The 24,735-nt window shown below is 47.7% G+C and carries 18 protein-coding genes; 10 read left to right on the top strand and 8 right to left on the bottom strand.

The window, feature by feature from the left end; translation table 11 throughout:
• Positions 1-28: 28 nt before the first annotated feature.
• A complete protein-coding gene (gene prfB / locus ABCW45_RS14870) occupies positions 29-1,168 on the top strand; it encodes a peptide chain release factor 2 (RefSeq protein WP_117470224.1) in 1,140 nt (379 codons plus the stop codon).
• Positions 1,169-1,393: 225 nt separating this feature from the next.
• On the opposite strand, the gene ABCW45_RS14865 is transcribed toward prfB, so the two are convergent.
• The 4 genes from ABCW45_RS14865 to ABCW45_RS14850 all read right to left on the bottom strand — a co-directional run bounded on the left by ABCW45_RS14865 (position 1,394) and on the right by ABCW45_RS14850 (position 7,059).
• Positions 1,394-2,011 carry a hypothetical protein gene (locus tag ABCW45_RS14865; protein ID WP_015553797.1) on the bottom strand — a complete coding sequence of 206 codons (618 nt, stop codon included), beginning with the start codon at positions 2,009-2,011 and terminating at the stop codon, positions 1,394-1,396.
• Between the two features lie 334 nt (positions 2,012-2,345).
• On the bottom strand, positions 2,346-3,761 hold the full coding sequence (locus tag ABCW45_RS14860; protein WP_117470176.1) for a PspC-like choline-binding domain-containing protein: 1,416 nt from the start codon (positions 3,759-3,761) through the stop codon (positions 2,346-2,348).
• A gap of 237 nt (positions 3,762-3,998) precedes the next feature.
• Positions 3,999-5,525, bottom strand: coding sequence for a BCCT family transporter (locus tag ABCW45_RS14855; protein ID WP_117470177.1), 1,527 nt, complete (start codon positions 5,523-5,525; stop codon positions 3,999-4,001).
• A gap of 178 nt (positions 5,526-5,703) precedes the next feature.
• A complete protein-coding gene (locus ABCW45_RS14850) occupies positions 5,704-7,059 on the bottom strand; it encodes an MATE family efflux transporter (RefSeq protein ID WP_117567053.1) in 1,356 nt (451 codons plus the stop codon).
• A 243-nt stretch (positions 7,060-7,302) separates the two neighbouring features.
• Here ABCW45_RS14850 and ABCW45_RS14845 point away from each other — a divergent pair, with 243 nt between their 5' ends.
• The gene (locus ABCW45_RS14845; RefSeq protein WP_343221076.1) at positions 7,303-8,193 is read left to right on the top strand and encodes a LysR family transcriptional regulator; all 891 of its coding nucleotides are present in this window, start codon (positions 7,303-7,305) and stop codon (positions 8,191-8,193) included.
• Between the two features lie 136 nt (positions 8,194-8,329).
• Here the strand turns inward: ABCW45_RS14845 and gltS are convergent, their stop codons facing one another.
• The 3 genes from gltS to ABCW45_RS14830 all read right to left on the bottom strand — a co-directional run bounded on the left by gltS (position 8,330) and on the right by ABCW45_RS14830 (position 11,874).
• A complete protein-coding gene (gene gltS, locus ABCW45_RS14840) occupies positions 8,330-9,520 on the bottom strand; it encodes a sodium/glutamate symporter (protein WP_015553794.1) in 1,191 nt (396 codons plus the stop codon).
• A 216-nt stretch (positions 9,521-9,736) separates the two neighbouring features.
• Entirely contained in the window at positions 9,737-10,579 is an 843-nt protein-coding gene (locus tag ABCW45_RS14835) for a response regulator (protein WP_117470180.1), read from the bottom strand.
• A complete protein-coding gene (locus ABCW45_RS14830) occupies positions 10,576-11,874 on the bottom strand; it encodes a sensor histidine kinase (protein ID WP_343221075.1) in 1,299 nt (432 codons plus the stop codon). The genes ABCW45_RS14835 and ABCW45_RS14830 overlap by 4 nt, the downstream gene beginning before the upstream one ends.
• A gap of 251 nt (positions 11,875-12,125) precedes the next feature.
• On the opposite strand from ABCW45_RS14830, the gene ABCW45_RS14825 reads away from it, so the two are divergent.
• The 5 genes from ABCW45_RS14825 (at position 12,126) to ABCW45_RS14805 (ending at position 19,716) form a co-directional block, all read left to right on the top strand.
• Positions 12,126-13,406: an aspartate aminotransferase type Ic gene (locus ABCW45_RS14825; RefSeq protein ID WP_015553791.1), complete on the top strand. Its 1,281-nt coding sequence runs from the start codon at positions 12,126-12,128 to the stop codon at positions 13,404-13,406.
• 164 nt (positions 13,407-13,570) lie between these two features.
• A complete protein-coding gene (locus ABCW45_RS14820; protein ID WP_158553000.1) occupies positions 13,571-14,044 on the top strand; it encodes a GtrA family protein in 474 nt (157 codons plus the stop codon).
• 57 nt (positions 14,045-14,101) lie between these two features.
• Positions 14,102-16,861: a YfhO family protein gene (locus ABCW45_RS14815; protein WP_343221074.1), complete on the top strand. Its 2,760-nt coding sequence runs from the start codon at positions 14,102-14,104 to the stop codon at positions 16,859-16,861.
• Complete coding sequence (gene argH, locus ABCW45_RS14810) at positions 16,858-18,231, top strand: argininosuccinate lyase (RefSeq protein ID WP_343221072.1); 1,374 nt, start codon at positions 16,858-16,860, stop codon at positions 18,229-18,231. The genes ABCW45_RS14815 and argH overlap by 4 nt, the downstream gene beginning before the upstream one ends.
• Before the next feature lie 579 nt (positions 18,232-18,810).
• Positions 18,811-19,716, top strand: a complete 906-nt coding sequence (locus ABCW45_RS14805; protein WP_117470184.1) for a LysR family transcriptional regulator — start codon at positions 18,811-18,813, stop codon at positions 19,714-19,716.
• A gap of 60 nt (positions 19,717-19,776) precedes the next feature.
• Here ABCW45_RS14805 and ABCW45_RS14800 read toward each other — a convergent pair whose 3' ends face one another.
• Positions 19,777-21,120 (bottom strand): butyryl-CoA:acetate CoA-transferase, encoded by a 1,344-nt coding sequence (locus ABCW45_RS14800; protein ID WP_117470185.1) that lies wholly within the window; start codon positions 21,118-21,120, stop codon positions 19,777-19,779.
• Positions 21,121-21,600: 480 nt separating this feature from the next.
• On the opposite strand from ABCW45_RS14800, the gene ABCW45_RS14795 reads away from it, so the two are divergent.
• Genes ABCW45_RS14795 through ABCW45_RS14785 form a run of 3 tightly spaced genes read left to right on the top strand, consistent with a single transcriptional unit; the run spans position 21,601 to position 24,482 of the window.
• Complete coding sequence (locus ABCW45_RS14795) at positions 21,601-22,785, top strand: acetyl-CoA C-acetyltransferase (RefSeq protein WP_117470186.1); 1,185 nt, start codon at positions 21,601-21,603, stop codon at positions 22,783-22,785.
• 41 nt (positions 22,786-22,826) lie between these two features.
• Positions 22,827-23,603 (top strand): enoyl-CoA hydratase-related protein, encoded by a 777-nt coding sequence (locus tag ABCW45_RS14790; protein WP_117470187.1) that lies wholly within the window; start codon positions 22,827-22,829, stop codon positions 23,601-23,603.
• A 39-nt stretch (positions 23,604-23,642) separates the two neighbouring features.
• Positions 23,643-24,482: a 3-hydroxyacyl-CoA dehydrogenase NAD-binding domain-containing protein gene (locus tag ABCW45_RS14785; RefSeq protein ID WP_343221071.1), complete on the top strand. Its 840-nt coding sequence runs from the start codon at positions 23,643-23,645 to the stop codon at positions 24,480-24,482.
• Positions 24,483-24,735: the final 253 nt, after the last annotated feature.

Genomic DNA, 24,735 nt, shown 5'->3' with positions numbered 1-24,735 from the left:
TGAAATGTTATTAGAAAGGACAGATTCTATGGTTGAGTTAGACCAGTTTAAATATACATTATCCACATATGAAACTCCACTGAAGGAGGTCAGGGACTCCCTGAATCTGGAAGCGAAGATCAGAAGGATCGACGAGTTGGACAAGACCATGGAGGAGCCGAGCTTCTGGGAGGATGCGGAGAAATCCACGAGACTCGTGAAGGAAGCGAAAAACCTGAAAGATACGGTCGCAGAGTACAACAAGCTCCAGAATCAGTACGAAGAGATCGGTCTGATGATCGAGATGGGGTATGAGGAAAATGATCCGGAGATCGTTCCGGAGATCCAGGAGATGCTCGACGAGTTCACATCTGAGCTCGACGCACTCCGTCTCCGCACACTTCTCACAGGGGAGTACGATAACAACAACGCGATCTTAAGACTGAATGCCGGAGCGGGCGGAACAGAGTCCTGTGACTGGTGCAGCATGTTATACCGTATGTACTGCCGCTGGGCAGAGAGAAAAGGGTACCAGGTGGAGGTACTCGACTTCCTGGACGGCGAGGAAGCCGGAATCAAGTCGGTTACGATCCAGATCAACGGAGAGAATGCGTTCGGTTACTTAAAGTCCGAGAGAGGTGTACACCGCCTTGTAAGGATCTCTCCGTTCAACGCCAACGGAAAGAGACAGACATCCTTCGTATCCTGCGATGTAATGCCGGATATCGAGGAAGACCTTGATATCGAGATCAATCCGGATGATTTAAGGATTGATACCTACCGTTCCAGCGGTGCCGGTGGACAGCACATCAACAAGACATCCTCCGCGGTCCGTATCACCCATATCCCGACTGGCGTTGTTGTACAGTGCCAGAATGAGCGTTCCCAGTTCCAGAACAAGGACAAGGCAATGCAGATGCTAAAGGCAAAGCTGTATATGTTAAAGCAGCAGGCAAACGCGGAGAAGCTCTCCGACATCCGCGGCGATATCAAAGATATCGGATGGGGAAGCCAGATCCGTTCCTATGTACTCCAGCCGTACACGATGGTAAAAGACCACCGGACCGGTTTCGAGAGCGGAAACGTAAATGCGGTGCTCGACGGCGGACTCGACGGCTTTATCAGTGCCTACCTGAAGTGGGAGAGCCTTGGACGGCCGCAGGTGAAGGGCGGACAGGACGTAGAATAGAAAGAGACGGGAATGCCGTGAGGCGGAACTGTTATCATGAAAAAAGCGTATCAAAAGATGTGATAATACATCGGTTGATACGCTTTTTCTATATGCTTCTGTATCATAGATGCCCCCGGCAGGAATATTTCATGCCGAGGGCTGGGAACGGGTATAGAAATTATAGTCGACAGGAAGAAAGCTTCATGTCTTCAAGGAATGGAGTGGTCAGCTCGCTATTAGCGATTAGTCCCTGATATAGGTTCTGTCGTTTACAATAATCGTATCATAATCTACGATCGTCAGATTACGTGAATTGGAGGAATCGCGGTATTTTGTATTGCTGACTTTAGAGAAGTTGTATATATGGGTATCTCCGTCGGTATCATAGTAGAATGCCGCAATAGAATCGCCGGCACCGAGCATAAACTCAAAGTAATCTTCTCTGTTCTCGTCGTTGATCCGGAAGGTTCCGACCATATCCTCGTTTGTGTAAACAGTATTGTCAGATGTGCTGTTATCAGCAGCGGTATTGTCGTTGGAACCGGATTCATTCTGCATATCTTTCGCAAATTTTAACTGTACGGAATTGCCGATGGTCCAGGCGCCTTCTTTGTTTACTGTATAGCCGTCCGGGGTTGTTGTATCCGCGTACATATATCCGTTTGAATCAAATGCGTAGCATTCGTAGATGCCATCTTTATTTCCATCCAGCCATTTCCACTGGGATACCGGGTAGGAGCCGTTGTCTTCCTGCCACCACCAGCCTGTGGTGTTCTGTACCCATTGTCCTGCGAAAGCAGTCATTCCCATAGAAGCAGCCATTGCTGCGGTAAGCGCGAGAGTCATAAATTTCTTTTTCATAGTGAAACCTCCTGAATTTTTTGGTTGGTTATGATTTCCTTTTGATGATCTAAGTATATCAGAGAAATGTGATTAAGCTGTGAATACTTTGTGGTGAAACCTTGAGGAATCTGTGGCGGAGGTGTGTCAGGAAGAAGAGGAAAATCAGGCAGGGAGAGGTGAAATGGTAAAGGTGCAGGAAGAGAAAATTTTGTTGACAGGAAATTGCAATATGTAGAAAAAGAAAAGGCACCTTCGCCAAGTCAGTGAAGATGCCCTCAATTGCAGATTGTAGAAGCTTATAGTAAATACTAAAAACATATTGTCAACATCTGCGGTGTATTTAGGTGGAAGGTTAATGCTTAATCGTACACTTCTCAGTGCTCCGCTCATGGCGTAAAACACCCTTACTATCTGTGCAATAATAGTAATCGTCAGCGTCTTTTATGTTCTTTTTATTTTTCTGGATCGTACCGTTTTCGTTGATAAGGTATTCCTGATCCTTGTATGTAACGGCTTGGTACTTTGTATCCTCATCAGCTGTCAGACGTAAACCGTTCATATAGATATATCCGTCTGAGATACCGGTTTCGCCGACACCTCTTGGAGAACCATTAGACTTAAAGCTGAAGGTATATGTGGAACCATCAAGGCTGATGGTAGTTGTACCTGTTTTTGCAGCGCCACTGTCGGAAAGGTATAATAATTTTTTGGTGTCGGAATCCATATTTTTGATGGTATCGATGGAATCAACTTCAGAAGAAATCTTGGTGATTTTAGAACCATCGTATGTAAGAATTCTTAATCCCGTGAGCATCTCTCCGTCCTCGTTGAATAAGTAGGATTTTCCATCGATTGTTTTAGCAACTCCAACTTCGCCGTCGGCAGTAGGAATAGTGATCTCGCCCTTGGAGTTTGCATAATACCAATGAGTCGTACCATTTTCATGGTCATTGCTGTTTAACTCTTTAGACGGAACAGCCTGGAACCAACCGGTATGAAGCTTCGGTTCCTCTTCATCACCGTAATATTTCCAAGTACCCTTGTCGCTGTTGTGTACCCAGGAATCCTGAGCAACACCTCTGTCATCGAAGGTGTATTTTACATTGCCGATGGTCTTCTCTGTGCTGACGGTCTTCTTACCGTTGGAAGCGAAGTAGAAGTGGTAAGTCGGCTCGTTATCGTCCTCGTTGTCATCGTCCTTAACGCTGATGTATACCCAGGCGTTTGTAACGAGACTTCCGTCGCCTTCCGAGTCACCGTAGTATGTAGCTGTTGCCCAGTCGGAATCATCGGAGATATTCTCACCGGCAGCTGTGATCCAGCCTGTGAGCATTCTTCCATACATATCAAACGCGAACTTCTTTCCGCCGATATCAGCGATCTTTACAGTATCGCCTGTTGTGCGGAGCGCACGTCCATTATTGTCGAAGTAGTACCAGCTTGCGTCGCCGACTTTATCGTCACCCTGCCAACTCGGGTTTTCAAGGAAACGCCAGCCGTTCTTTAACATCTGGCCGCCGTTTCTTAAGTAGTAGTAGTTTCCGTTGTCCTCAAGAAGTGTGTTGCGGACCATATATCCGTCAGAGCCGAGATAGTAAGACTCGCCGTTGTCAGATCTCCACGCGCTTGTCACGTTGTTGCCATTATTGTCAGTGTAGACCCATTCGCTGTTTACGGACTTCCAAGCAGCAAAAGAACTGAATGAAGCACCCAGAGCGAGAACTGCGGATGCGGAAAGTACTGCCAGGCAGAAATTTTTCTTTCTCATTTAATTTTCCTCCTCATAGAAATTGTAACAGTAGCCAGATCGTTGTTTTCACGGCTGCTGAAAATTCTCAAATTGTTTACATATTCTATTATACCAGAATTCCGATTTATGACAATGGTATTTTCCCTTCAACTTGTGGTAAATGTGTGGCAGGGGAATTACAAATTGTTTAAGAAAAACGTACGGATCAAACTTTATGATGAAAGTGATCGATCCGTACGTTTCGTAGCTCCTATTTTATGATTTCAGGTAATCCGACGCGTCCTTTAAGAAGCTGGCGATGATCAGCAGGATCACGAACGCTACCGGGAACGCCGCGATGATGGACACGCTCTGCAGGTTCGCCATGGAGCTGTCGGAAAATACAAGCGCCATTGGCAGCAGGATCAGCATGATCGCCCAGAAGGCCTTTACGGCGTTGTGGGGCTCCTCATCGCCTGTGATCTGGCGGTAGGTGTAGGAGGAAGCCACAAGGGCGATGGAGTCGAAGCTGGTGGCGTAGAAGGCTACCATGGCAACGATCAGAAGCACAAGGACAAGTGGCGCAAGCGGCAGTGTCTGGATGATGGAGATGATCGTTGTGTAGAGATCATTTCCGGCGGCGTAGATCGCCATCACGTCAAGTTTTCCGCTCACCTGGAGTCCGAGGCTGTAGTTTCCTAAAATAATGAAGCTCAGGCAGGTGGCGCTGACGCAGCAGGCATATCCGCCGAGGATCGTCTGCCGCACCGTTCTTCCGCGGGAGATGGATCCGATAAAGAACGGAGATGCCACGCACCACACCATCCAGTAGGCCCAGTAGAAGATCGTCCATGTCTGCGGGAAGGAAGTGGTCCGCTGCGGGTCTGTGAAGGTTGCGAGGCCGAGGAAATTCTGAGCAAGATTTCCGACAGCCGCAAAGCCTGTCTCCAGAATATACCGTGTCTCACCGCCGAGGAACAGCACATATGCGAGCAGGGCAAAGAACAGATACATGCAGGACTTTGCAAGAAGGGAGATCCCCTTCATGCCGTGGAGCAGGGCATATGTGTAGAAGACGCAGGTGACGCCTAAGATCGCGATCGTTATCCATTTGGAGGATGGAAGGTGGAACAGGGTCGTCAGTACCTGGGACATCAACGGAGTCGCCAGTGCAAATGTCGTTGTGGTTCCTGCGAGGAGCGCAAAGAGCGCCAGAAGGTCGATGAGCTTTCCGGAAATCCCATCTACCTTGTTTCCGAGCAGCGCGCGGCAGGCTTCTGAATATTTCTGCTTATGACAGCCTCTCACATGAAGCATAAAGCCGAAGGAGACGGCGAGTACCAGATAGAATGCCCACGGGATCGGACCCCAGTGGAACAGCGGGTAGGTGCTGGACCAGGTCTGCATGGAACCGAGCTCTGCGATATGCGGATCGTTCGCGTAAAGGATCCATTCACAGAAGGAGTAAAACAGGATATCGGCTGCGAGTCCGGAGGTGAACATCATGCTCGCCCAGACGAAGAGGGGATATTTTGGCTTTTCATCCGGTTTCCCGAGGCGGATCGTACCGAATCTGGAAAATGCCAGATACAGGGATAGCAGGAAGACAAAGAGACCGACGGCAAGATAGAACAGGCCGAAGGTATCGCCAAGGATAAAACGGATCGTGTCGAGAACGCTCTTTGATGCATCCGGCATCAGGATGAAGCAGACACAGAGCGCCAGGATTGCAAGAAACGGTACGATCACAGTGACCCAGTCGATCCGGTCTTTTAATGGTGTTTCGGAATTTTTGGAACTCATAATTTGAAACCTCCTACGTTGTTCAAAAAATAAATATTTATCAAGATATTGAACATTATAGCACTGTAGGAGGGAGAATGCAAGGGGAAATGATACGATTCTGCCACGGCCACTGTATTATACAACCCTTTCAGTTCAGAATTTGCCCGCCTCCCTGCACGGGAACAAGGACCCGGCGTCAGTTCGGATCATGGGAGAATGGAATGTTTGCGTTTTTCCCTGCGATTCGGATAAAATTGATCGTCAGGAATGTCACACAGAGTATCCAGCCGAGACCGGAAAAGAGAGCAACCGCGGTGAGCCCCATCTTTCCGATCATGATGGCGGAACAGATCGCACGGAAAATAATGTGTAGGGTTGTTCCGCAGAAGGCGATGACCATGTAACCCTGTCCTTTAAAGTATCCCATGTAAGCACTTCCTGTAAAGCAGAATATATAGAAAACAGAGATCAGTCTTATATAACTGTTTCCGTAATAGAGAGCCAGCTCGTCTGAAGAACTCAAAAACAGCCGGAGTGCAGGATTGGAACCAAAGAACATGAAAAGGGAGATCACCACACAGACCGTCCAGTTTAACATCAGCCCCCCAAATAGACTTTTTTTCACCCGGTCATGATTTCCAGCCCCAAGATTCTGGGAGACCATGACGGAGACCGCATTTCCTCCGCTGTCACCGAAGGAATTCGCGAATCCCTCAATGCGGGTCGCTGCCGTATAGGCAGCGATTCCCGGTGTTCCGAGTGTATTGACACTGCCCTGAACAAGAATCTTTCCGATATACAGGCTGGAGGCCTGAAGCGCCGAGATGAGACCGTAGCGCAGAGTGTGGATCATAAGATCCTTATGAGCACCAATATCTTCTCTGCGGCAGAGCAGTCCCGGATAAGTATCCCGCAGATACAGAAAACAGCAGATTACGGAGAAAAACTGTGACAGGATCGTGGCCGCGGCAGCACCGCCGGTTCCAAGTCTCAGAATGCCGATAAAGAGAAAGTCCAGAGCGATGTTCACTGTGATGGCGGCGGCGAGAAAAGACAGGGCAACTCTGGTGTTGCCGATAGACCGCAGGATTCCGGATAAAAGGTTATAAAGACAGGTAAAAGGAAGCCCTGCGAGGATAATGAAAAGGTAGGATTCAGCGTAAGGAATGAGTTCGTCCGGGGTGTGGATCAGGTTTAAGATCGGATCCAGAAAGACGGTACACACACCGCTGATGATAAGGGCGATGATCATGCCGAGAAGAAGAGCGGTGAAGACTTCCTCGCGGTATTTTTTTCTGTCACCGCTTCCGTAGAACTGACCGAGGATTACCGTGATCCCGGCGCAGAAGCCGTCGAGGATGAAGATAAAAAGGTTCATAAGACTGCCGGAGATTCCCACAGAGGCAAAGGCGTTGGTGCCGAGAAATCTGCCCACGATCAGTGAGTCGGCAGTGTTGTAAAGCTGTTGTAAAATGTTTCCAAGCAGCAGTGGAACGGCGAGGGTTAAGATCTGCTGTCGGATATTGCCGGAAAGCAAAGAGGTCTGGTTCATGGTTATGTACTCCTGAAATATAATCTTCTGATACCGGATGTTCCGCACTGCGTACTCCAAATTCTATGCGCTGCTCCGGCTGGTGCGAAATCTGATGGTTCAGTACCTTCACAGAAATCAGTGTATCACAGAAAATATTAATTGAAAAATGAATAATTAAAAAGTAAAATATAATCAAAATGATATATTTTGAACAGGATAAAATATTTGCAGTAAAGAAAATCGGAGAAAACGGAGATCATTATGACAAAAACAGAGTTGGAGGCATTCCTGGCAGTTCTCCAGTATGGCAGTATCTCAGCAGCGGCAGAACGGCTTTTTATCACACAGCCGGCTATGAGCCGCAGAATGAAATCGATGGAAGAGGAACTGGGATACAGCCTTTTTGAGCGTGGACGCGGTCAGAGAAGTGTGGAACTTACAGAGAATGGAAAAGAATTCGTTCCGGTCGCGGAACGCCTGTTGACACTTTACAGGGAGGCGGAGGAGATACCGAGAAGAAAGAAAAGTCCGCTTCTGCGGGTCAGCACAGTGAACAGCATTGCTTTTTATCTGATGCCGGCTGTATTGAAAGAAATGATGTCCGCTCGGGACACCTGCAGCATTGAATTTAAGACGGGGCGTTCTTCTGATATTTATGGGTATGTGGAAAATGGAAGTGTTGATGTGGCTCTGGTCTCGGATCTTTTAAATTCCAGAAGAATAGTTCCGTTCCCGGTGTTCAGGGAGCCGTTCGTGTTTGCCGGTGGTGAGAGCTGGAGAGAAACGGGGCGAGTGACTCCGGATATGCTGGATCCGGAAGAACAGATCCGGCTGCCGTGGAATCCGGAATATGATATCTGGCACAGCCGATGGTTTCCGCCGGATGCAAATCCGAGTCTCACAGCGGATAAGATGGAATTTCTGGAATATTTTCTGAATGGAAAAAAATGGGCGGTGATCCCGCTTCTTGTTGCAAGGCGATTCAAGAGACAAGACGTGTGGATCTGTCCGATGGAAGGCGGACCGGAGGACATGACGATCTATGGATTCACAAAAGAGAACCGGATGGATGATCAGATCCGAAGATTTTTTCAGTGTGTGAGAGAAGAACTGCAGATGATCGATGGGATAGAACTGTTTTCAGGAAGATAAAGAGAGATTCTGGTCGTTCAGAAAAATTTACAATTAAATTTCAGACAGGAAAAAGAGCCCGGCCACCGGAACATACCCCAGGATTCCGGTGCGGGCCCTTTTTCAAGAGTTACAATCTATGATCCCAAATTGGATCTTACAGGAAGTTCATAAATGTCGTAATAATAAGTGCATTGAAGAAATCGATGAACAGACTTCCTACTAACGGCACTACGAAGTATGCGGTCGGAGCCGGACCATACTTTGCGGTGATCGCCTGCATGTTTGCCATAGCGTTCGGTGTAGCGCCCATACCAAATCCACAGAAGCCGGATGTCATAACGGCTGCGTCGTAGTTCTTTCCGAGAAGGTTGAATACTACGAAGTAAGCGAAGATTGCCATGAGAACTGTCTGTGCCGCAAGCATTACGATCATCGGAAGTGCAAGCTCTGCAAGCTGCCATAACTTTAATCCCATCATTGCGAGACCAAGGAATAAGGAAAGAGAGAAGCTTCCGATCGTGCTGATCTCTTCCATCGGCATATCTTTGTGGGTTGCGTCAACAATGTTACGGATGATAGCAGCAACAACCATTGCTCCGATGTAGCTCGGGAATGTCATTAACTTGTTAAGGAATAAAGAAACGATCGTGCCGGCACCGATTGCGATTGCAAGGTATAATGCGCTGTCCAGGAATCTTCTGGAATCGATCGCGCCGGTAACTTCGTTCTTATCAACTGTAACCTCATCACTGCCGGTAGCAGTCTCTGTGGACTTTAAGTTCAGGGAATGGATACGACGGTAAGCGAGCGGTCCGCCGATCATACAGCCGGCAACAAGACCGAAGGTTGCGGATGCGATCGCAACCGCGTTAGCGCCTGCAACACCAGCTTCCTCAAGAACCGGTCCGAATGCACCTGCGGTACCATGTCCGCCGACCATCGGGATGGAACCAACCGCAAGACCAAGTCTCGGGTCGAGATGGAAAGCACCGGCAAGTACAGCGCCAAGGCCATTCTGAAGAGCAACCATGATAATGGAAACTAACAGGAATAAGAGTACCTGAACGCCGCCCTTCTTTAAGAGACGGAAACATGCGGTGTAACCAACACTACAGAAGAATACAGTCATGAAGAAGGACTGTAAAGTGTTGTCGAAAGAGATTTCGAGGATTCCTGCGGATCTTAAAATCAGGTGAACAACTGCGTAAACAACGCCGCCGACAACCGGCTCAGGAATACAGTATTTTGTTAAGAATGGGATCTTGCTTACAAGGAAACGTCCAAGAAGCAGAACGAGAGCAGCAACTGCGACTGCCTGATACATGTTAAGTTCAATTTGTAACATAGTTTTTTATACCTCCATACCTTTTATGGTCAGAGTATAAGAATGTTCCTTCAAAAAAAATCATAAAGTTACAAAAAGTTACAAAAATTACTTAACAAAAAATTGTAAATTCTTAACAAGATTTCTACATGTAATAGTTGAAAACATGTGAAAAGTTCTGAACCCACAAAAAATACGCCGAAAAAAGATATTCCGGCGTATAGAAATTAATATGTTTTAGCGCTCTGCTTCCAGCATCAGTCCGTCAATAAACTTTTTGATGCTGACCTTCCCTCCTGAGGAGCGCTTTCCTCTGAGATAGTCCATCTCCGCCTTCACATCCTCAAAGGAGAACAGGGTTCCGGAGTACAGGGTGTAGGTCTCGTTCATGAAATCCTCGATTCCCATATGGGCGATATTGGACATTCCGGCTGCGATGGTACGGCGGATCCGCTGCTCCATATTTTTCGGGGAATCACTGACCGCCTCGCACATCTGCGACACACTTAAATTGGATACAGGAATATGATTCTCGTGAAGATATTCGCAGATCTTTATGATATCCGGACATCCTTTTTCTCCGGACATGCCGACGCGGTTTAAGATGTATTTTAATTTCCTGCCGTAGTCATCTGATTCCGGCTTCGTTCCCTTTGGCATATGGTCGATCTCGTTCATGAACATCCGGCGGATATTCGCCAGAGTGTGTTCATTTGTGATCTGCTGTTCCACATTTTTTAATACGGAACGGACCTCGATCAGGTTGATCGGCTTGCTGATAAAGAAGTCGATCCCGGCGCTGTAGGCCTTGCTGATCAGCTCCTTGGCGGACACCTGGGAGATCATAATACATTTGACCGTGGTGTTCACAGCCCGCAGCTCCTTTACAAATTCAACGCCGTCCTTTACCGGCATGAAAAAGTCGACGAGGACAACATCAGGCTTTGCCCGCAGCACGTCGGACAGGTTTGCCGGCTCTCCGCCGCAATCGCCGCAGATTTCTCCGAGTCCCTGTGTCTCGATGATGTCTTCTAAAATGTTGATGACGGACAGGTCGTCTTCTACTATATAGATTCTCATAATTCTTCCTCCACAAGGGAAGCCGCCGGAATCACAACGGTAAAGGCAGTTCCGCTGCCCTGCTCCGATCTCACTTCGATGGTTCCCTTAAACTGTTCCTCCACGGTCATTTTTACCCCATAAAGGCCGACACCGCGGAAGATATTTCCGGTCTTATGGTCAAATTTCGTTGAATATCCCATTTTAAAAATGTTCGGCAGATGGCGCGGTGAGATTCCCGGTCCGTCATCTGTGACACAGAAGATGTAGTTCCCGTTACGAAGGTGCTCTTCGATGCAGATCGTGCCGATCTTCCGGTCGGATTCGATGGCCTCAATGGCATTGTTGACAAGATTTTTTAACACGGCCATGAGTTCGTAGTGCTCCTCGGTCATAAAGTTGTCCGAGCATCGGAACTCCAGCTGGATATGGACATTTTTCGCCTCCAGCATATGGTAGGTGGTGTCTTCAAGGATCTTTAAGATATCCTGAAAGCTCATCCGTTTCTCATCGTATTCCTCGGAGATCTCCTCCTCAATTCCCTGAATGATCCGGATATAGTCTTTCTTGATCTCGTGGACATCCCGCGCGATGGAGAGTGACATGTGCTTCATATCATCCGGCACGTCCATCTCGTTTAACTTCTCGTAGAGCTTATAGGCGTTCGCCATGACGGATTCGATCTCCTCGGAATTCTTCCGCATGAAGTAGATCTCATTCTTTAAGCCTGTAGTCATTAAGAACAGGCGGCGGTAACGGTTCTCGTGCTCTTCGTTTTTTAAAAGAGTCCGGTAGTGACTTTCCGCCATTAAGATCAGGCTTGTGAGGAAAGTCCGGAACAGGGCGATCAGGAGAAGGTATCCGGCCTTTTCCGGTGTCATAGTGTGGAGTGAGCTCTCTGAGATACAGAGTTCCACCAGATTCGATCCAAAATCTGCAAAAAAGACCACCGGAAATAACCGGCTGAAGGACACGGTATGTTTTCCGGGGATCATGGCGTTAAAGATGATCCCGTAGCAGAAATAGAAGACCGCGTTTGGAAATAAATTTTCCGCGGATGTTATGAGATCAGCACCACCGTTTACCGCTGCAATCAGTCGGAACAGAAAAACGATCACTGCAGTTACCGAACAGGTCATCGTCGTGGAAAGATTTTTTCCCAGCGTCATTAAGAGGACCGGGAGCACGATAACGGAAGAAGAGATACGGAAATTATATACAAAAAGATTCCAGTAGAGCTGGGATACGAGGGCGACGATCGCTCCGATCAGAACCATGCGTTTCAGATCCCTGACGCTCTTATTTTCATTTATCATTCGGTATCCCCCTCTGTGGCTGTTCGATAAAAATCAATAATATAATGATACGTTATTGTTAAAAAAAAGTCAACGGAGCGAGGGTTAAGATATTTTTGTAAGAAGGCTCAAAATTGTGAGAAAAATAGGGCGAAACTTTATTTTTTGTGTTGTAAGATTTTCGGTCTTCGATTATAATATAGTCATAGGGGACAGACACCGTAAGGGGTTTTCGGTGCTGTAAAAAACGAAAAAATGAGGAGGATACTGACATGAAACCATACCGCGAAATGTCAAAGGAAGAACTTGCATCTTTAAAGGAGCAGCTTGAGGCTGTGTACAAAGAGTATCAGGGAAAAAATTTAAGCCTGAATATGGCACGTGGCAAGCCATGTAAGGAGCAGCTCGACCTTTCCCTTCCGATGATGGATGTCTTAAACAGCTCCAGCGACTATATCTCCGCTGACGGCGATGTAAGAAACTATGGAATCCTGACCGGTATTCAGGAAGCAAAAGAGCTGATGGGAGCGATGATGGATGCTCCGGCTGAAAATATCGTTATGTACGGAAATGCCAGCCTGACATTGATGTTTGATACGGTAAGCCGTGCCTGGACACATGGTGTTTGCGGAAGCACTCCGTGGTGCAAACTCGACAAAGTAAAATTCCTCTGCCCGGTTCCGGGATATGACAGACACTTTGCGATCACCCAGTACTTCGGTATCGAAATGATCAATATTCCGATGACAGCTGATGGTCCGGATATGGATCTTGTTGAAAAATATGTAAATAACGACGAGACCGTAAAAGGCATCTGGTGCGTTCCGCTTTATTCGAACCCGTCCGGACAGTCTTATTCCGACGAAACAGTAAAGAGATTCGCAAACTTAAAGCCGGCAGCAAAAGACTTCAGAATCATCTGGGATAACGCTTACTGCGTACATCATTTACACCCGGATCATCCGGATCATATCCTTGATATCCTCTCCGAGTGTGCAAAAGCCGGAAATCCGGATATGGTATATAAGATCGGTTCCACAGCGAAGATCACATTCCCGGGCTCCGCTATCTCCGCAATCGCTACATCCAAGGCGAATATCGAAGATATGAAGAAACAGATGAACGTACAGTTTATCAGCCATGATAAGATCAACCAGCTCCGTCATGTGCGCTTCTTCAAGAACCTTGATGGAATCAAGGCTCAGATGGCAAAACATGCCGCGATCCTCTGCCCGAAATTCGAGGCGGTTGACGAGATCTTAAATAAGGAGCTCGCCGGACTTGAGATCGGTAAGTGGACAAAACCGAACGGAGGATATTTCGTTTCTTTCGATTCTCTTGATGGATGCGCGAAGGCGATCGTTGCAAAGTGTAAGGATGCCGGTGTTGTTATGACAGGCGCAGGTGCAACCTATCCATATGGCAAGGATCCGCATGACTCCAATATCCGTATTGCTCCGTCCTTCCCGACACTGGAAGATCTGAAGCTTGCAGCTGAGATTTTCTGTGTATGCGTAAAACTTGTAAGTATCGACAAGCTTCTTGCTGAATAAAGTGGGAAAAACGGCAGACAGGCTGCCGGAGAAATAAAAACTGAAATGATCGTAAAAAAAGAGGGACTGACAGCCGAATTACCGGCTGTCAGTCCTTTACTTTTTTGCGTTGGTATACTAAAATGAAAAAGACTATCGAGAAAGATAGAGGGATGGAATTATTTATGGAAGAAAAAGATATAAATCAGAAAAAGAAACCGGATGATCCGGCGGAGCAGGAGACAGGAAAGAGAAAGTCCGGTCTGGCCCGCGAGGGGATCGCTTACCTGATCTTCGGTGTCCTGACAACAGTGATCGACTATGCGATCTCAAATCTTCTATATTATATATGGAAGATGGATCCGGTTCCTGCTCAGACCATTGCGTGGGTGGCTGCGGTGCTGTTCGCTTTTGTGACGAATAAGTGGTGGGTGTTTGAGAGCCATACGCTGAATCCGGGGAAGGTATGGAGAGAATTTGTTTCATTTGTTCTCTGCCGGGTAGCGACCTTCCTGTTTAATCTCGCGGCACTGTTTGTTATGGTGGATCTCATGAAGATGGAGTTCTTTCTCTGCAAGCTTCTGATCTCAGTCGTGGTCGTGATACTGAATTATGTGTTTAGCAAGATCCTGATTTTTACGAATGACAAAAAGAAATGACCGGATCAGATCTTGGAGTGCGAAATACCTTTTGCGTAGACGGAGGAGTTTTACGGTATGACAGAAATAAAAGAAATTGATGATGCAGTCCGGGAAGAAATACCAGAAAGAATCCCGGAAGCGCGTAAGAAGAAACGACGAACGGTGCCGGTGTTAAAGTCGAGAGACGGTCTTATGATCGCGTTTTTTGTCCCGGTACTCGTTATGATCTGCATATTTGCCCAGAGAGGGATCTTCCCGTTCGGCGAGAGGTGCTTTCTGAGGACGGACATGTATCATCAGTACGCCCCGTTCTTCTCAGAATTCCAGCATAAGCTGCGGACAGGCGGAAGTCTTCTGTACAGCTGGGATGTGGGAATGGGTGTTAATTTTGCGGCGCTTTACGCATATTATCTCGCAAGCCCTTTAAACTGGCTGATCCTGCTCTGCCCGAAAAAATTCATCATCGAATTCATGACGATCATGATCGTCATAAAGATCGGACTTTCGGGACTCAGCTTTGCCTGGTATTTAAAGCAGCACAGTAAAAACTGTATTCTGGGTGTCGGATTTTTCGGGATTTTTTATGCGTTGTCCGGATATATGGCGGCGTACAGCTGGAACATCATGTGGCTGGACTGCATTCTCCTCTTCCCGCTGATCGTTTACGGACTGGAGCGTCTTGTGAGGGAGCAGAAGGGAATGCTTTACTGCGTGACCCTTGGGCTTTCCATCCTGTCCAACTACTATATCTCCATCATGACCTGCCTGTTTCTGGTGCTTTATTTCATCGCGCTTCTTATTTTAGAAGAGCCGGGTCCGGTGAGAAAATACGTGGAGAGCTGCGTGAGATTTGGAATCTACTCCCTGCTTTCCGGCGGACTCGCGGCGGGAGTTCTGCTGCCGGAGATCTGTGCGCTCCAGAGCACGGCATCCGGCAACTTTGATTTCCCAAAGGCGTGGACTTCCTATTTCCCGATCTTCGACATGATCGCCCGCCATATCGGAAATGTGGAGACGGAGATCGGTCTGGACCATTGGCCGAATATTTACTGCGGCGTCGCGGTATTTCTCTTCTTTTTGCTGTATCTGGCATGTAAGAAGATCTCCGTGAAGGAAAAGGCTGTGTACTGCGGACTGCTGCTGCTCTTTTTTGCAAGCTTTTCCATGAATGTGCTGAATTTTATCTGGCATGGATTCCACTATCCGAACAGCCTTCCATGCCGACAGTCCTTCATCTATATCTTCCTGATGCTGTTTATCTGCTTCCGGGCTTATGCGCATCTGGATGAGACACCGAAAAAGTATGTTGCTGTCGCGTTCTGGGGAAGCATCTGTTTTGTACTTCTGGCAGAAAAGCTGGTGACACAGGAACATTTCCACTTTATTGTCTACTATGTGTCTATCATCTTCCTTGCGGCTTACGCGGGACTGATCTACATTTATAAAGGAGGAAGGCGGGCCTTAGCCGGCTTTCTGGCACTGGCGCTGGTCTCCATGGAGGCAGCCATCAATACAACCGTGACGAGTGTCACGACCACGAGCCGTGAATCCTACACTGCGGATAACGAAGAGGCCCGGATCTTGAAGGATTCTCTGGAACCGGCATCGGATTTCTACCGGGTGGAGAAAAAGACGAGGAAGACGAAAAACGACGGCGCATGGATGAATTTCCCGTCGGTATCCCTGTTCTCCTCAACGGCAAACGCGGATCTTTCGAAGATCTTTAAGAAGCTTGGATGCGAGTCCTCCACGAACGCCTACAGCATCACGGGCAGCACACCGCTTGTGGACAGCATCTTTTCCGTAAAATATGCGCTCTATTCCGATGCAGTGTCCAACACGGAGCTTATGATGTATTTGAGGGAGAGCGGCGGGACATATCTCTATGAGAACCTGTATACACTGCCGCTAGGCTTTGTTCTTCCTTCGGATATTGAGGAGAACTGGCAGTATGAGATGGATAATCCCGCGGAAGTACAGAATGATCTGTGTCTGGTCACAGGGGCAGACGAAGTTCTTGTAGATACAGGCGGAACAGTGAATAAAAATACGTTCACCTTCACACCGGATATGACCGGGGAATACTATGTGTTCGTTCTGAATAAGAAGGTGAAGAACGTGAAAGCGGATCTGCCGTCGGGTTCAAAGTCATTTGGCAATGTAGACCGCGGATATCTTCTGGAACTCGGAACCCTGTCTCCGGGATATGAAGTGAAGCTCACGGCAGATGAGGCGGGGGAGCAGTTGAATGCCATTGCCTATCGGTTCTCCGAGGATGCCATGATTCAGGTCTATGACCGTCTGAACCGGATGCCGATGCATCTGACGAGTTGGAAGGATACGAAGCTTTCCGGAACTGTAACTGCTGACCGGGCTGGAATGCTCTTCACATCGATCCCCTTCGATAAGGGCTGGACTGTGAAGGTAGACGGGCAGAAGGTGGAGACGAGGAAAGCGTTCGGCGCATTCCTCGCCATCGATGTGGGCGCAGGGGACCATGTGATCGATTTTTCTTATTTCCCGGAGGGATTAAAGCCCGGCGTCCTGATCACAGGCGGATCGATCGTGATCCTGATCTTTTTATGGTTTTTGCGCAGAGAGATGGAGAGGCGGAGAGATAGAGCGCGGATGCTCAGGATCCGGAGAATGCAACGGGAAGCAGAAGAAGAAGAAGAACATGCGGATGAAGATGAATTTGAAGAAATTCCGGAGCTCGATGAAGAAACGGAAGAGAGCTCAGATGAAATGGAGGAACCGGATTCCGAAATTCCCGACATGCCGGAACCGGAGAAACATATAAATCATGAAAAACAGACAACGGAGGAACAGACATGAAACTTTGGGGCGGAAGATTTACGAAGGAAGAGAACCAGTTAGTGCACAATTTTAATGAATCCATCTCCTTCGATCAGAAATTTTACAGACAGGATATCGCAGGCAGCATCGCCCATGTGACGATGCTCGCGAAACAGGGGATCCTCACAGAGGAAGACCGTGACGCGATCATTGCCGGCTTAAAGAGTATTCGTGAAGATATCGACAACGGAACCTTAAAAATCACAACGGAATCCGAGGATATCCATTCCTTCGTTGAGGCGAACCTGATCGAACGGATCGGAGATGCCGGAAAGAGACTCCACACCGGGCGAAGCAGAAACGATCAGGTCGCTCTCGATATGAAGCTCTACACAAGAGATGAGATCGATGAGACAGATGTCCTGTTAAAGGGACTTCTGGAAGTTCTCTTAAAGCTCATGGAGGACAATCTCCACACCTACATGCCGGGATTTACCCATCTTCAGAAAGCACAGCCGGTAACTCTGGCTCACCATGTAGGCGCTTACTACGAGATGTTCCGCCGTGACAGGGGACGTCTTGCAGATATCAGAAAGCGCATGAATTACTGCCCATTAGGATCCGGTGCCCTTGCCGGAACCACATACCCGTTAGACCGCGAGTACACAGCAGAGCTTTTAGGCTTTGACGGACCGACCTTAAACAGCATGGATTCCGTATCCGACCGGGATTACCTCATTGAGCTTCTGGCAGCGCTCTCCACGATCGCCATGCATTTAAGCCGTTTCTCCGAGGAGATCATCATCTGGAACAGTAACGAGTACCGTTTTGTTGAGATGGATGATTCTTACAGCACCGGAAGCAGCATTATGCCGCAGAAAAAGAATCCGGATATCGCGGAGCTGATCCGTGGAAAGGCCGGCCGTGTCTATGGTGCCCTGATGTCCATGCTGACAGTCATGAAGGGAATCCCGCTGGCATACGATAAGGACCTTCAGGAAGACAAAGAGCTGACCTTTGATGCCATCGACACCGTAAAAGGCTGCCTCTTACTCTTCACGGGCATGGTATCTACGATGACATTCCGCAAAGATGTGATGGAAGCCAGCGCAAAGAACGGCTTTACGAATGCCACAGATGCTGCGGACTACCTTGTAAACCACGGCGTTCCGTTCCGTGATGCTCACGGGATCATCGGACAGCTGGTGCTTCTCTGCATCAACGAGAACAAGGCATTGGATGACCTGACTCTGGAGCAGTTCAAGTCTATCAGCCCGGTATTCGAGGAAGATATTTACGATGCGATCTCCATGAAGACATGCGTGGAGAAACGCGTGACCATCGGCGCTCCGGGTGCGGAGGCGATGAAGAAAGTCATTGAGGTTTATAAGAAAGAACTGAACGCTTAAAGCTGACATTGCAGAAAAAGGCTTTCGGACCACTGAAAAATGTTTACATTTTCTCAGTGGTTTGAGAGCCTTTTTCTATAAGGGCGACGCCCGACGCTTCTTGTCGGATGCGCAGCATCCGGCAAGAAGAGAACAATGTCAACAAATCAGAATAACGAACACAGCCGCCAAGGACGATACCCCAATTATCGTTCCAAGGCGGCTGTGCGTTTTAAATATCGCGTTATAATATAATGAGAAGAAAGTTTCGGGAAGAGTTGGTGCGGCTCTTCCTTCCATTAGAGTATTATAACATGGTTTGTCAGGAAAGTAAAATGGTTATGAGGAAATAATAAGTAACAAATTATAATATTAAATATTAATAAAACTTAACATTTTTAAACGTTCAGACATATAGGGTGCAAAATACCGTTTGAGCCAAAAATCATAAGATGGTTTGATAGAATTGTAAAAGCTTCTCTGTTTTGATATAATAAATATAAATATTAACATTTGGAACGAAACAGCATGAAATGAAGATGCTCACGCAAAAAAGATATCGAACATGTTGGTGTTGTGGCACAGGAAGGAGAATCGAACATGACGTTTCTTGAAATTGAAGCGTTTTTGAAGATAGCCCAGTGCGGAAGCTTTTCTGCAGCGGCAGAAAAATTATATATCACACAGCCGGCTCTCGGCCGTCGGATCCGCGCACTGGAGGAAGAACTGGGCTATTCCCTGTTTATCCGGAATAAAGGAGTCCGTCATGTGGAGCTGACAAGACAGGGGAGAGCCTTTGTTGGAATTGCACACCGCTGGCAGGCACTTTGGAATGAGACTCAGGAGGAAGCATTGCTGAGCAATGAGAAGAGTTTTTATGTGGCCAGTGTCGGAAGCCTCCTTGCATTCATGCTGCCAACGGTGTTTCAGGAATTTATAAGGAATACGCCGGAATGCAGCCTCCATGTGACGACACTTCATTCGAGTGAAGCTTACAGCTATGTAAACAACAAGACGGTGGACATCGCCTTTATCACGGATCCGATGTATTCGTCACAGGTAAAGACGGAGGTATTATTTAAGGAAAAACTGTGCCTGATAGTGGGAAAAGATCTGAATCTTCCCCACAACATCAAAGTCTCAGAGCTGGATCCGCGCCGGGAAATCCGGACACAGTGGGATCAGAATTTTGACACCTGGCATAACTATTATTTCAACAGCGCGGCAGTTCCACAGGTTTATCTGGATGAGATGGGATTTTTACAGTATTTCACCCAGAACGGTGATAACTGGGCGTTTCTTCCGATCTCTGTCGCAAAAAGCATCTTAAAGACGACGCCGGTATCGATCCATGAACTCGATGTGGAGCCGCCAAGCAGAACGCTCTACTATCTGTACCGGACGGAGGACCAGTCCCCATATCAGAAGCCTCTTCTGGAAATATGCAGACGGAAGCTTGCAAATGAAAAGGGGATCACATTGATGGATCCGATCCTGAATGCATGATCATATTATACAACAACAGGGGCTGCCATTGACAGCCCCTGTTGTGCATTTTATTTATAATCAGCGCTTGTTGCTTGCTCTCCAGATATGCATCTTCTCAGCCTCTGCGATCAGCTGGTCGCGGAACTGCGGGTGCGCTACGGAGATGATCGCTTCGGTCTTCTGCCATGTGGAGAGACCTTTTAAGTTTACTTTACCGTACTCAGTAACGAGATAGTGGATATTCGCACGGGTATCGGTTACGATGGAGCCAGGAGCCAGAGTCGGGACGATTCTGGACTCTAAGGTGCCGTCCTTCTTCTTGAAAGTGGAGGAGCAGCAGATGAAGCTCTTTCCGCCCCTGGAAAGGTAAGCGCCCAGAACGAAGTCGAGCTGTCCGCCGGCTCCGCTGATGTGCTTGATTCCTGCGGACTCTGCGTTTACCTGACCGAAGAGGTCAAGGTCAACAGCGTTATTGATGGACATGAAGTTGTCAAGAGCAGAGATCGTGCGGACATCGTTCGTGTAGTCTACCGGTGCGGACATACACTCCGGGTTCTTATTTAAATAGTCATATAATTTCTTTGTACCTGCGCCGAATGCGTATACCTGACGGCCTTTGTCGATATTCTTTCTTGCGCCAGTGATCTTTCCGGCGTTTGCGATATCCACGAATGCGTCAACATACATCTCAGTATGAACGCCGAGATCCTTTAAGTCAGATTTCGCGATCAGAGCGCCGACCGCGTTCGGCATTCCACCGATACCAAGCTGTAAGCATGCGCCGTCCGGGATCTCCTCAAGGATCAGCTTTGCGACAGCCTCATCGACATCGCTTGCAGCAGCAGCGCCGCCCATCTCAGCGATCGCCGGGTTGTCACCTTCCACGATCATGTCAACGTGGGAGATATGAACACCTTCCTCAGTGCCGCCGAAGCATACCGGCATATTCTCATTCACTTCCACGATAACGACCTTGGAAGTCTCACATACAGCCGCCATATGGGAAGCGTTCGGTCCGAAATTGAAGAAACCGTGCTCGTCCATCGGGGAAACCTGGAATACAGCTACGTCCGGCTTAGTCTGGGATTCTCTGTAATATCTTGGAAGCTCAGAGTAACGGATCGGAGCATAGTAGCTGAAGCCCTGCGCGATCGCTTTTCTCTCGATACCGCCCATATGCCAGGAGTTCCAGGTCATATGTTCTGCCGGATTCTCGATCTTGAAGATCTCCGGCACCCACATTAAGATACCGCCGCGGAAGTTTACGTCTGTTAATTCCGGAAGTCTTTTTGCGATTGCCTTGTCGACAGCAACCGGTGTCGCTGTTGTCCAGCCGTAATCGACCCAGTCACCGGACTTGATTACGGAAGCTGCCTTCTCTGCGGAAACCAGCTTTTCCTGATACATCTGTTTGAAATCCATTTCAATACCCTCTCTTTGTAACCATAAAAATATAGTAGCAATATATTGTGCGGTTTTTTTGTTTCCATTGACACGAAAACAGGAAGCACAGGACACACGCCCTATGCCGGCACATATGGAAAAACTTATGCAAATGGATCTGCAGCACTTGTTTCCATATAGACCGCCGCACGGACAAACTATGAGATTATTTTAACATTTTCCGGGTGTAAGGTCAATAATTCCGGGAAAAAGCTTCGTAAATGTTCGCAAAACATGACGAAGCGCCAAAACACCGCATCAAAGCAAAAAAGTAACTTTTGTACGAAAGGATAAGGAAACTTTCTAATTTGTTTAGAAAAATTATATAAAAAGCTTTTGAGAATTATTTGACACAAAAACGGTTTGGTGATATTATTAGTTATACATAATATACTGCCTTGCTTGTGAAAAATTATATGGTGTAGAGCATGGCAGCGGTATAATGAGGAGGAAAAGAAAATGGCAAAGAAAATTGTACTGGCAGGTGCATGCCGTACCGCAATCGGAACAATGGGTGGCGAATTAAGTACAATCCCGGCTCCGGAACTTGGCGCAATCGTAATTAAAGAGGCTTTAAAGAGAGCTGGTGTAGCTCCGGAAGCTGTTGATCAGGTTTACATGGGCTGTGTAATCCAGGCTGGTCAGGGACAGAACGTAGCTCGTCAGGCTACATTAAAAGCTGGTCTCCCGATCGAAGTTCCGGCAGTTACGATCAACGTAGTTTGCGGTTCCGGTCTTGAGGCTGTTAACATGGCAGCTGAGATGATCCTTTCCGGTGACGCTGATATCGTTGTTGCAGGTGGTATGGAGAACATGTCCATGGCTCCGTATGCTATGATGAAAGGCCGTTACGGATACCGTATGGGCAATGCTACCTTAGTTGATACAATGGTTAACGATGCTCTCTGGGATGCATTCAACAACTACCACATGGGTATCACAGCTGAGAACATCTGCGATCAGTGGGGTCTTACAAGAGAAGAACTGGACAAGTTCGCTGCAGTAAGCCAGCAGAAGGCAGAGGCTGCTCAGAAGTCCGGCGCATTCAAGGACGAGATCGTTCCGGTAGAAGTTAAGAAGAAAAAAGAGACAGTTATCGTAGATACAGATGAAGGCCCGCGTCACGGAACAACGGTTGAGACACTCGGCAAGTTAAAACCGGCATTCAAGAAAGACGGCGGCTTAGTTACAGCTGGTAACTCTTCAGGAATCAACGACGGTGCAGCAGCAGTTGTTGTTATGAGCGAAGAGAAAGCTAAAGAGCTCGGTGTTAAGCCGATGGCTACATGGGTTGCCGGTGCTCTCGGCGGCGTAGATCCGAAGATCATGGGTATCGGACCGGTTGCAGCTACAAGAAAAGTTCTCAAGAGAACAGGCATGGAGATCAAAGACTTCGATATCATCGAGGCTAACGAGGCATTCGCTGCACAGTCTGTAGCAGTAGGCAAAGAGCTTGGCTTTGACCTTAACAAGTTAAACCCGAACGGCGGCGCGATCGCTCTCGGACACCCGGTAGGAGCTTCCGGATGCCGTATTCTCGTTACACTTCTTCATGAGATGGAGAAGGCAGATGCTAAGAAGGGTCTTGCAACTCTTTGCATCGGCGGCGGAATGGGCTGTGCTACAATCGTAGAGAGAGACTAATCTGATCTGGGGCATAGACAAAATCTGAGGAGAACAACGATATGGGTTTTGTAAAATATGAGCAGGACGGTTTTGTTGGTGTTATCACCATCAACCGTCCGGAGGCTTTAAATGCGTTAAATACAGAGGTTATTCAGGACCTTGATGCTGTTCTTGACAGCATTGATCTTGGTACAACAAGAGTGCTGGTTGTGACCGGCGCAGGTGAGAAATCCTTTGTTGCCGGTGCGGACATTGCTGCAATGAGCACGATGACTGTACAGGAAGCACGTGAATTCAGTAAAGCTGGAAACGATGTTTTCCGTAAGCTGGAGACACTTCCGATCCCGTCGATCGCTGCTGTCAACGGCTTTGCACTTGGCGGTGGAAATGAGCTTGCAATGAGCTGCGATATCCGTTACTGCTCCGAAAACGCTATATTCGGACAGCCGGAGGTTGGTCTTGGTATTACTCCGGGATTCGGCGGAACCCAGCGTCTCGCAAGACTGATCGGAACCGGAAAGGCAAAGGAAATGGTATATGCCGCTGTCAATATCAAAGCTGACGAGGCATACCGGATCGGCCTTGTAAACGGTGTATGTGCGAAGGAAGAGCTTATTCCGACAGTTATGAAGCTGGCAAAGAAGATCGCCTCCAACGCACCGATCGCTGTCAGAAATTCCAAGGAGTCCCTGACAGACGGTTACCTTTCCGACCTTGACCACGCAATCTCTATCGAAGAGAAATATTTCTCCGAGTGCTTTGAGACTGAGGATCAGAAGGAAGGAATGAAGGCGTTCCTCGAGAAGAGAAAAGTGGACGGCTTCAAAAATCGATAAGATTACATAACATTGTTGCATATATAAGGAGATAAAATCATGAAAGTTGGTATTATCGGCGCAGGAACCATGGGTTCCGGTATTGCACAGGCATTCGCACAGACTGAAGGCTATGAGGTAATGCTCTGCGACATCAATGAAACATTTGCAGCGAACGGAAAGAAGAAGATTGCCGCTGGATTCGAGAAGAGAATCGCAAAAGGCAAAATGACTCAGGAAGAGGCTGAGAAGATCCTTAACAAGATCACAACTGGTGTGAAAGATATCTGCGGCGATTGTGACCTCGTTGTAGAGGCTGCGATCGAGAACATGGAGATCAAAAAGCAGACATTTAAAGAGCTCGACGCGATCTGCAAACCGAGCTGCATCTTTGCAACAAACACTTCCTCTCTTTCCATTACAGAGATCGGCAGCGCTGTTGAGAGACATGTAATCGGTATGCATTTCTTCAACCCGGCACCGGTTATGAAGCTGGTTGAGGTTATCGCTGGCTTAAACACAAAGCCGGAAGATGTTGAAGCTGTTAAGAAGATCTCTGAAGAGATCGGCAAGACTCCGGTACAGGTAGAAGAGGCTGCAGGTTTCGTTGTAAACAGAATCCTTATTCCGATGGTCAACGAAGCAGTCGGCATTTATGCTGAGGGCGTTGCTTCCGTAGAGGGTATCGATACTGCCATGAAGCTTGGCGCTAACCATCCGATGGGACCGTTAGCTCTCGGTGATCTGATTGGTCTTGATGTTGTTCTTGCAATCATGAATGTTCTTGAGACAGAGACAGGCGATCCGAAGTATCGTCCGCATCCGCTTCTTAAGAAGATGGTTCGCGGCGGCCTTCTTGGAAGAAAGACCGGCAAGGGTTTCTACGATTACACAAAATAATCCGGAGATAGTTACCGGTATGGGAAATGCCTGACGGGGATCTGATCCCGTCAGGCAGATAACCCGATAGCGTTTACTTTTTCCACTAAATATCAGCGAAAGCAGGTTTATGAGGTAAAGAAAACGCTAAATTTATTTTTTAACTAAGATTGTGTTTTTTTTCACAATCGGAATTCCGGGCATATATGTTGGGTTATATGCCGGGAATTTTGAATCCGCAAAATGCGGGACAGGATAAACGCGGGCGGAAACC

This window comes from Pilosibacter fragilis (assembly GCF_032490495.1).
Taxonomy (GTDB): Bacteria; Bacillota; Clostridia; order Lachnospirales; family Lachnospiraceae; genus Pilosibacter; species Pilosibacter fragilis.
Note: the sequence above shows the minus strand (reverse complement) of the source record. Positions and strands in the feature narration are given on the sequence as shown.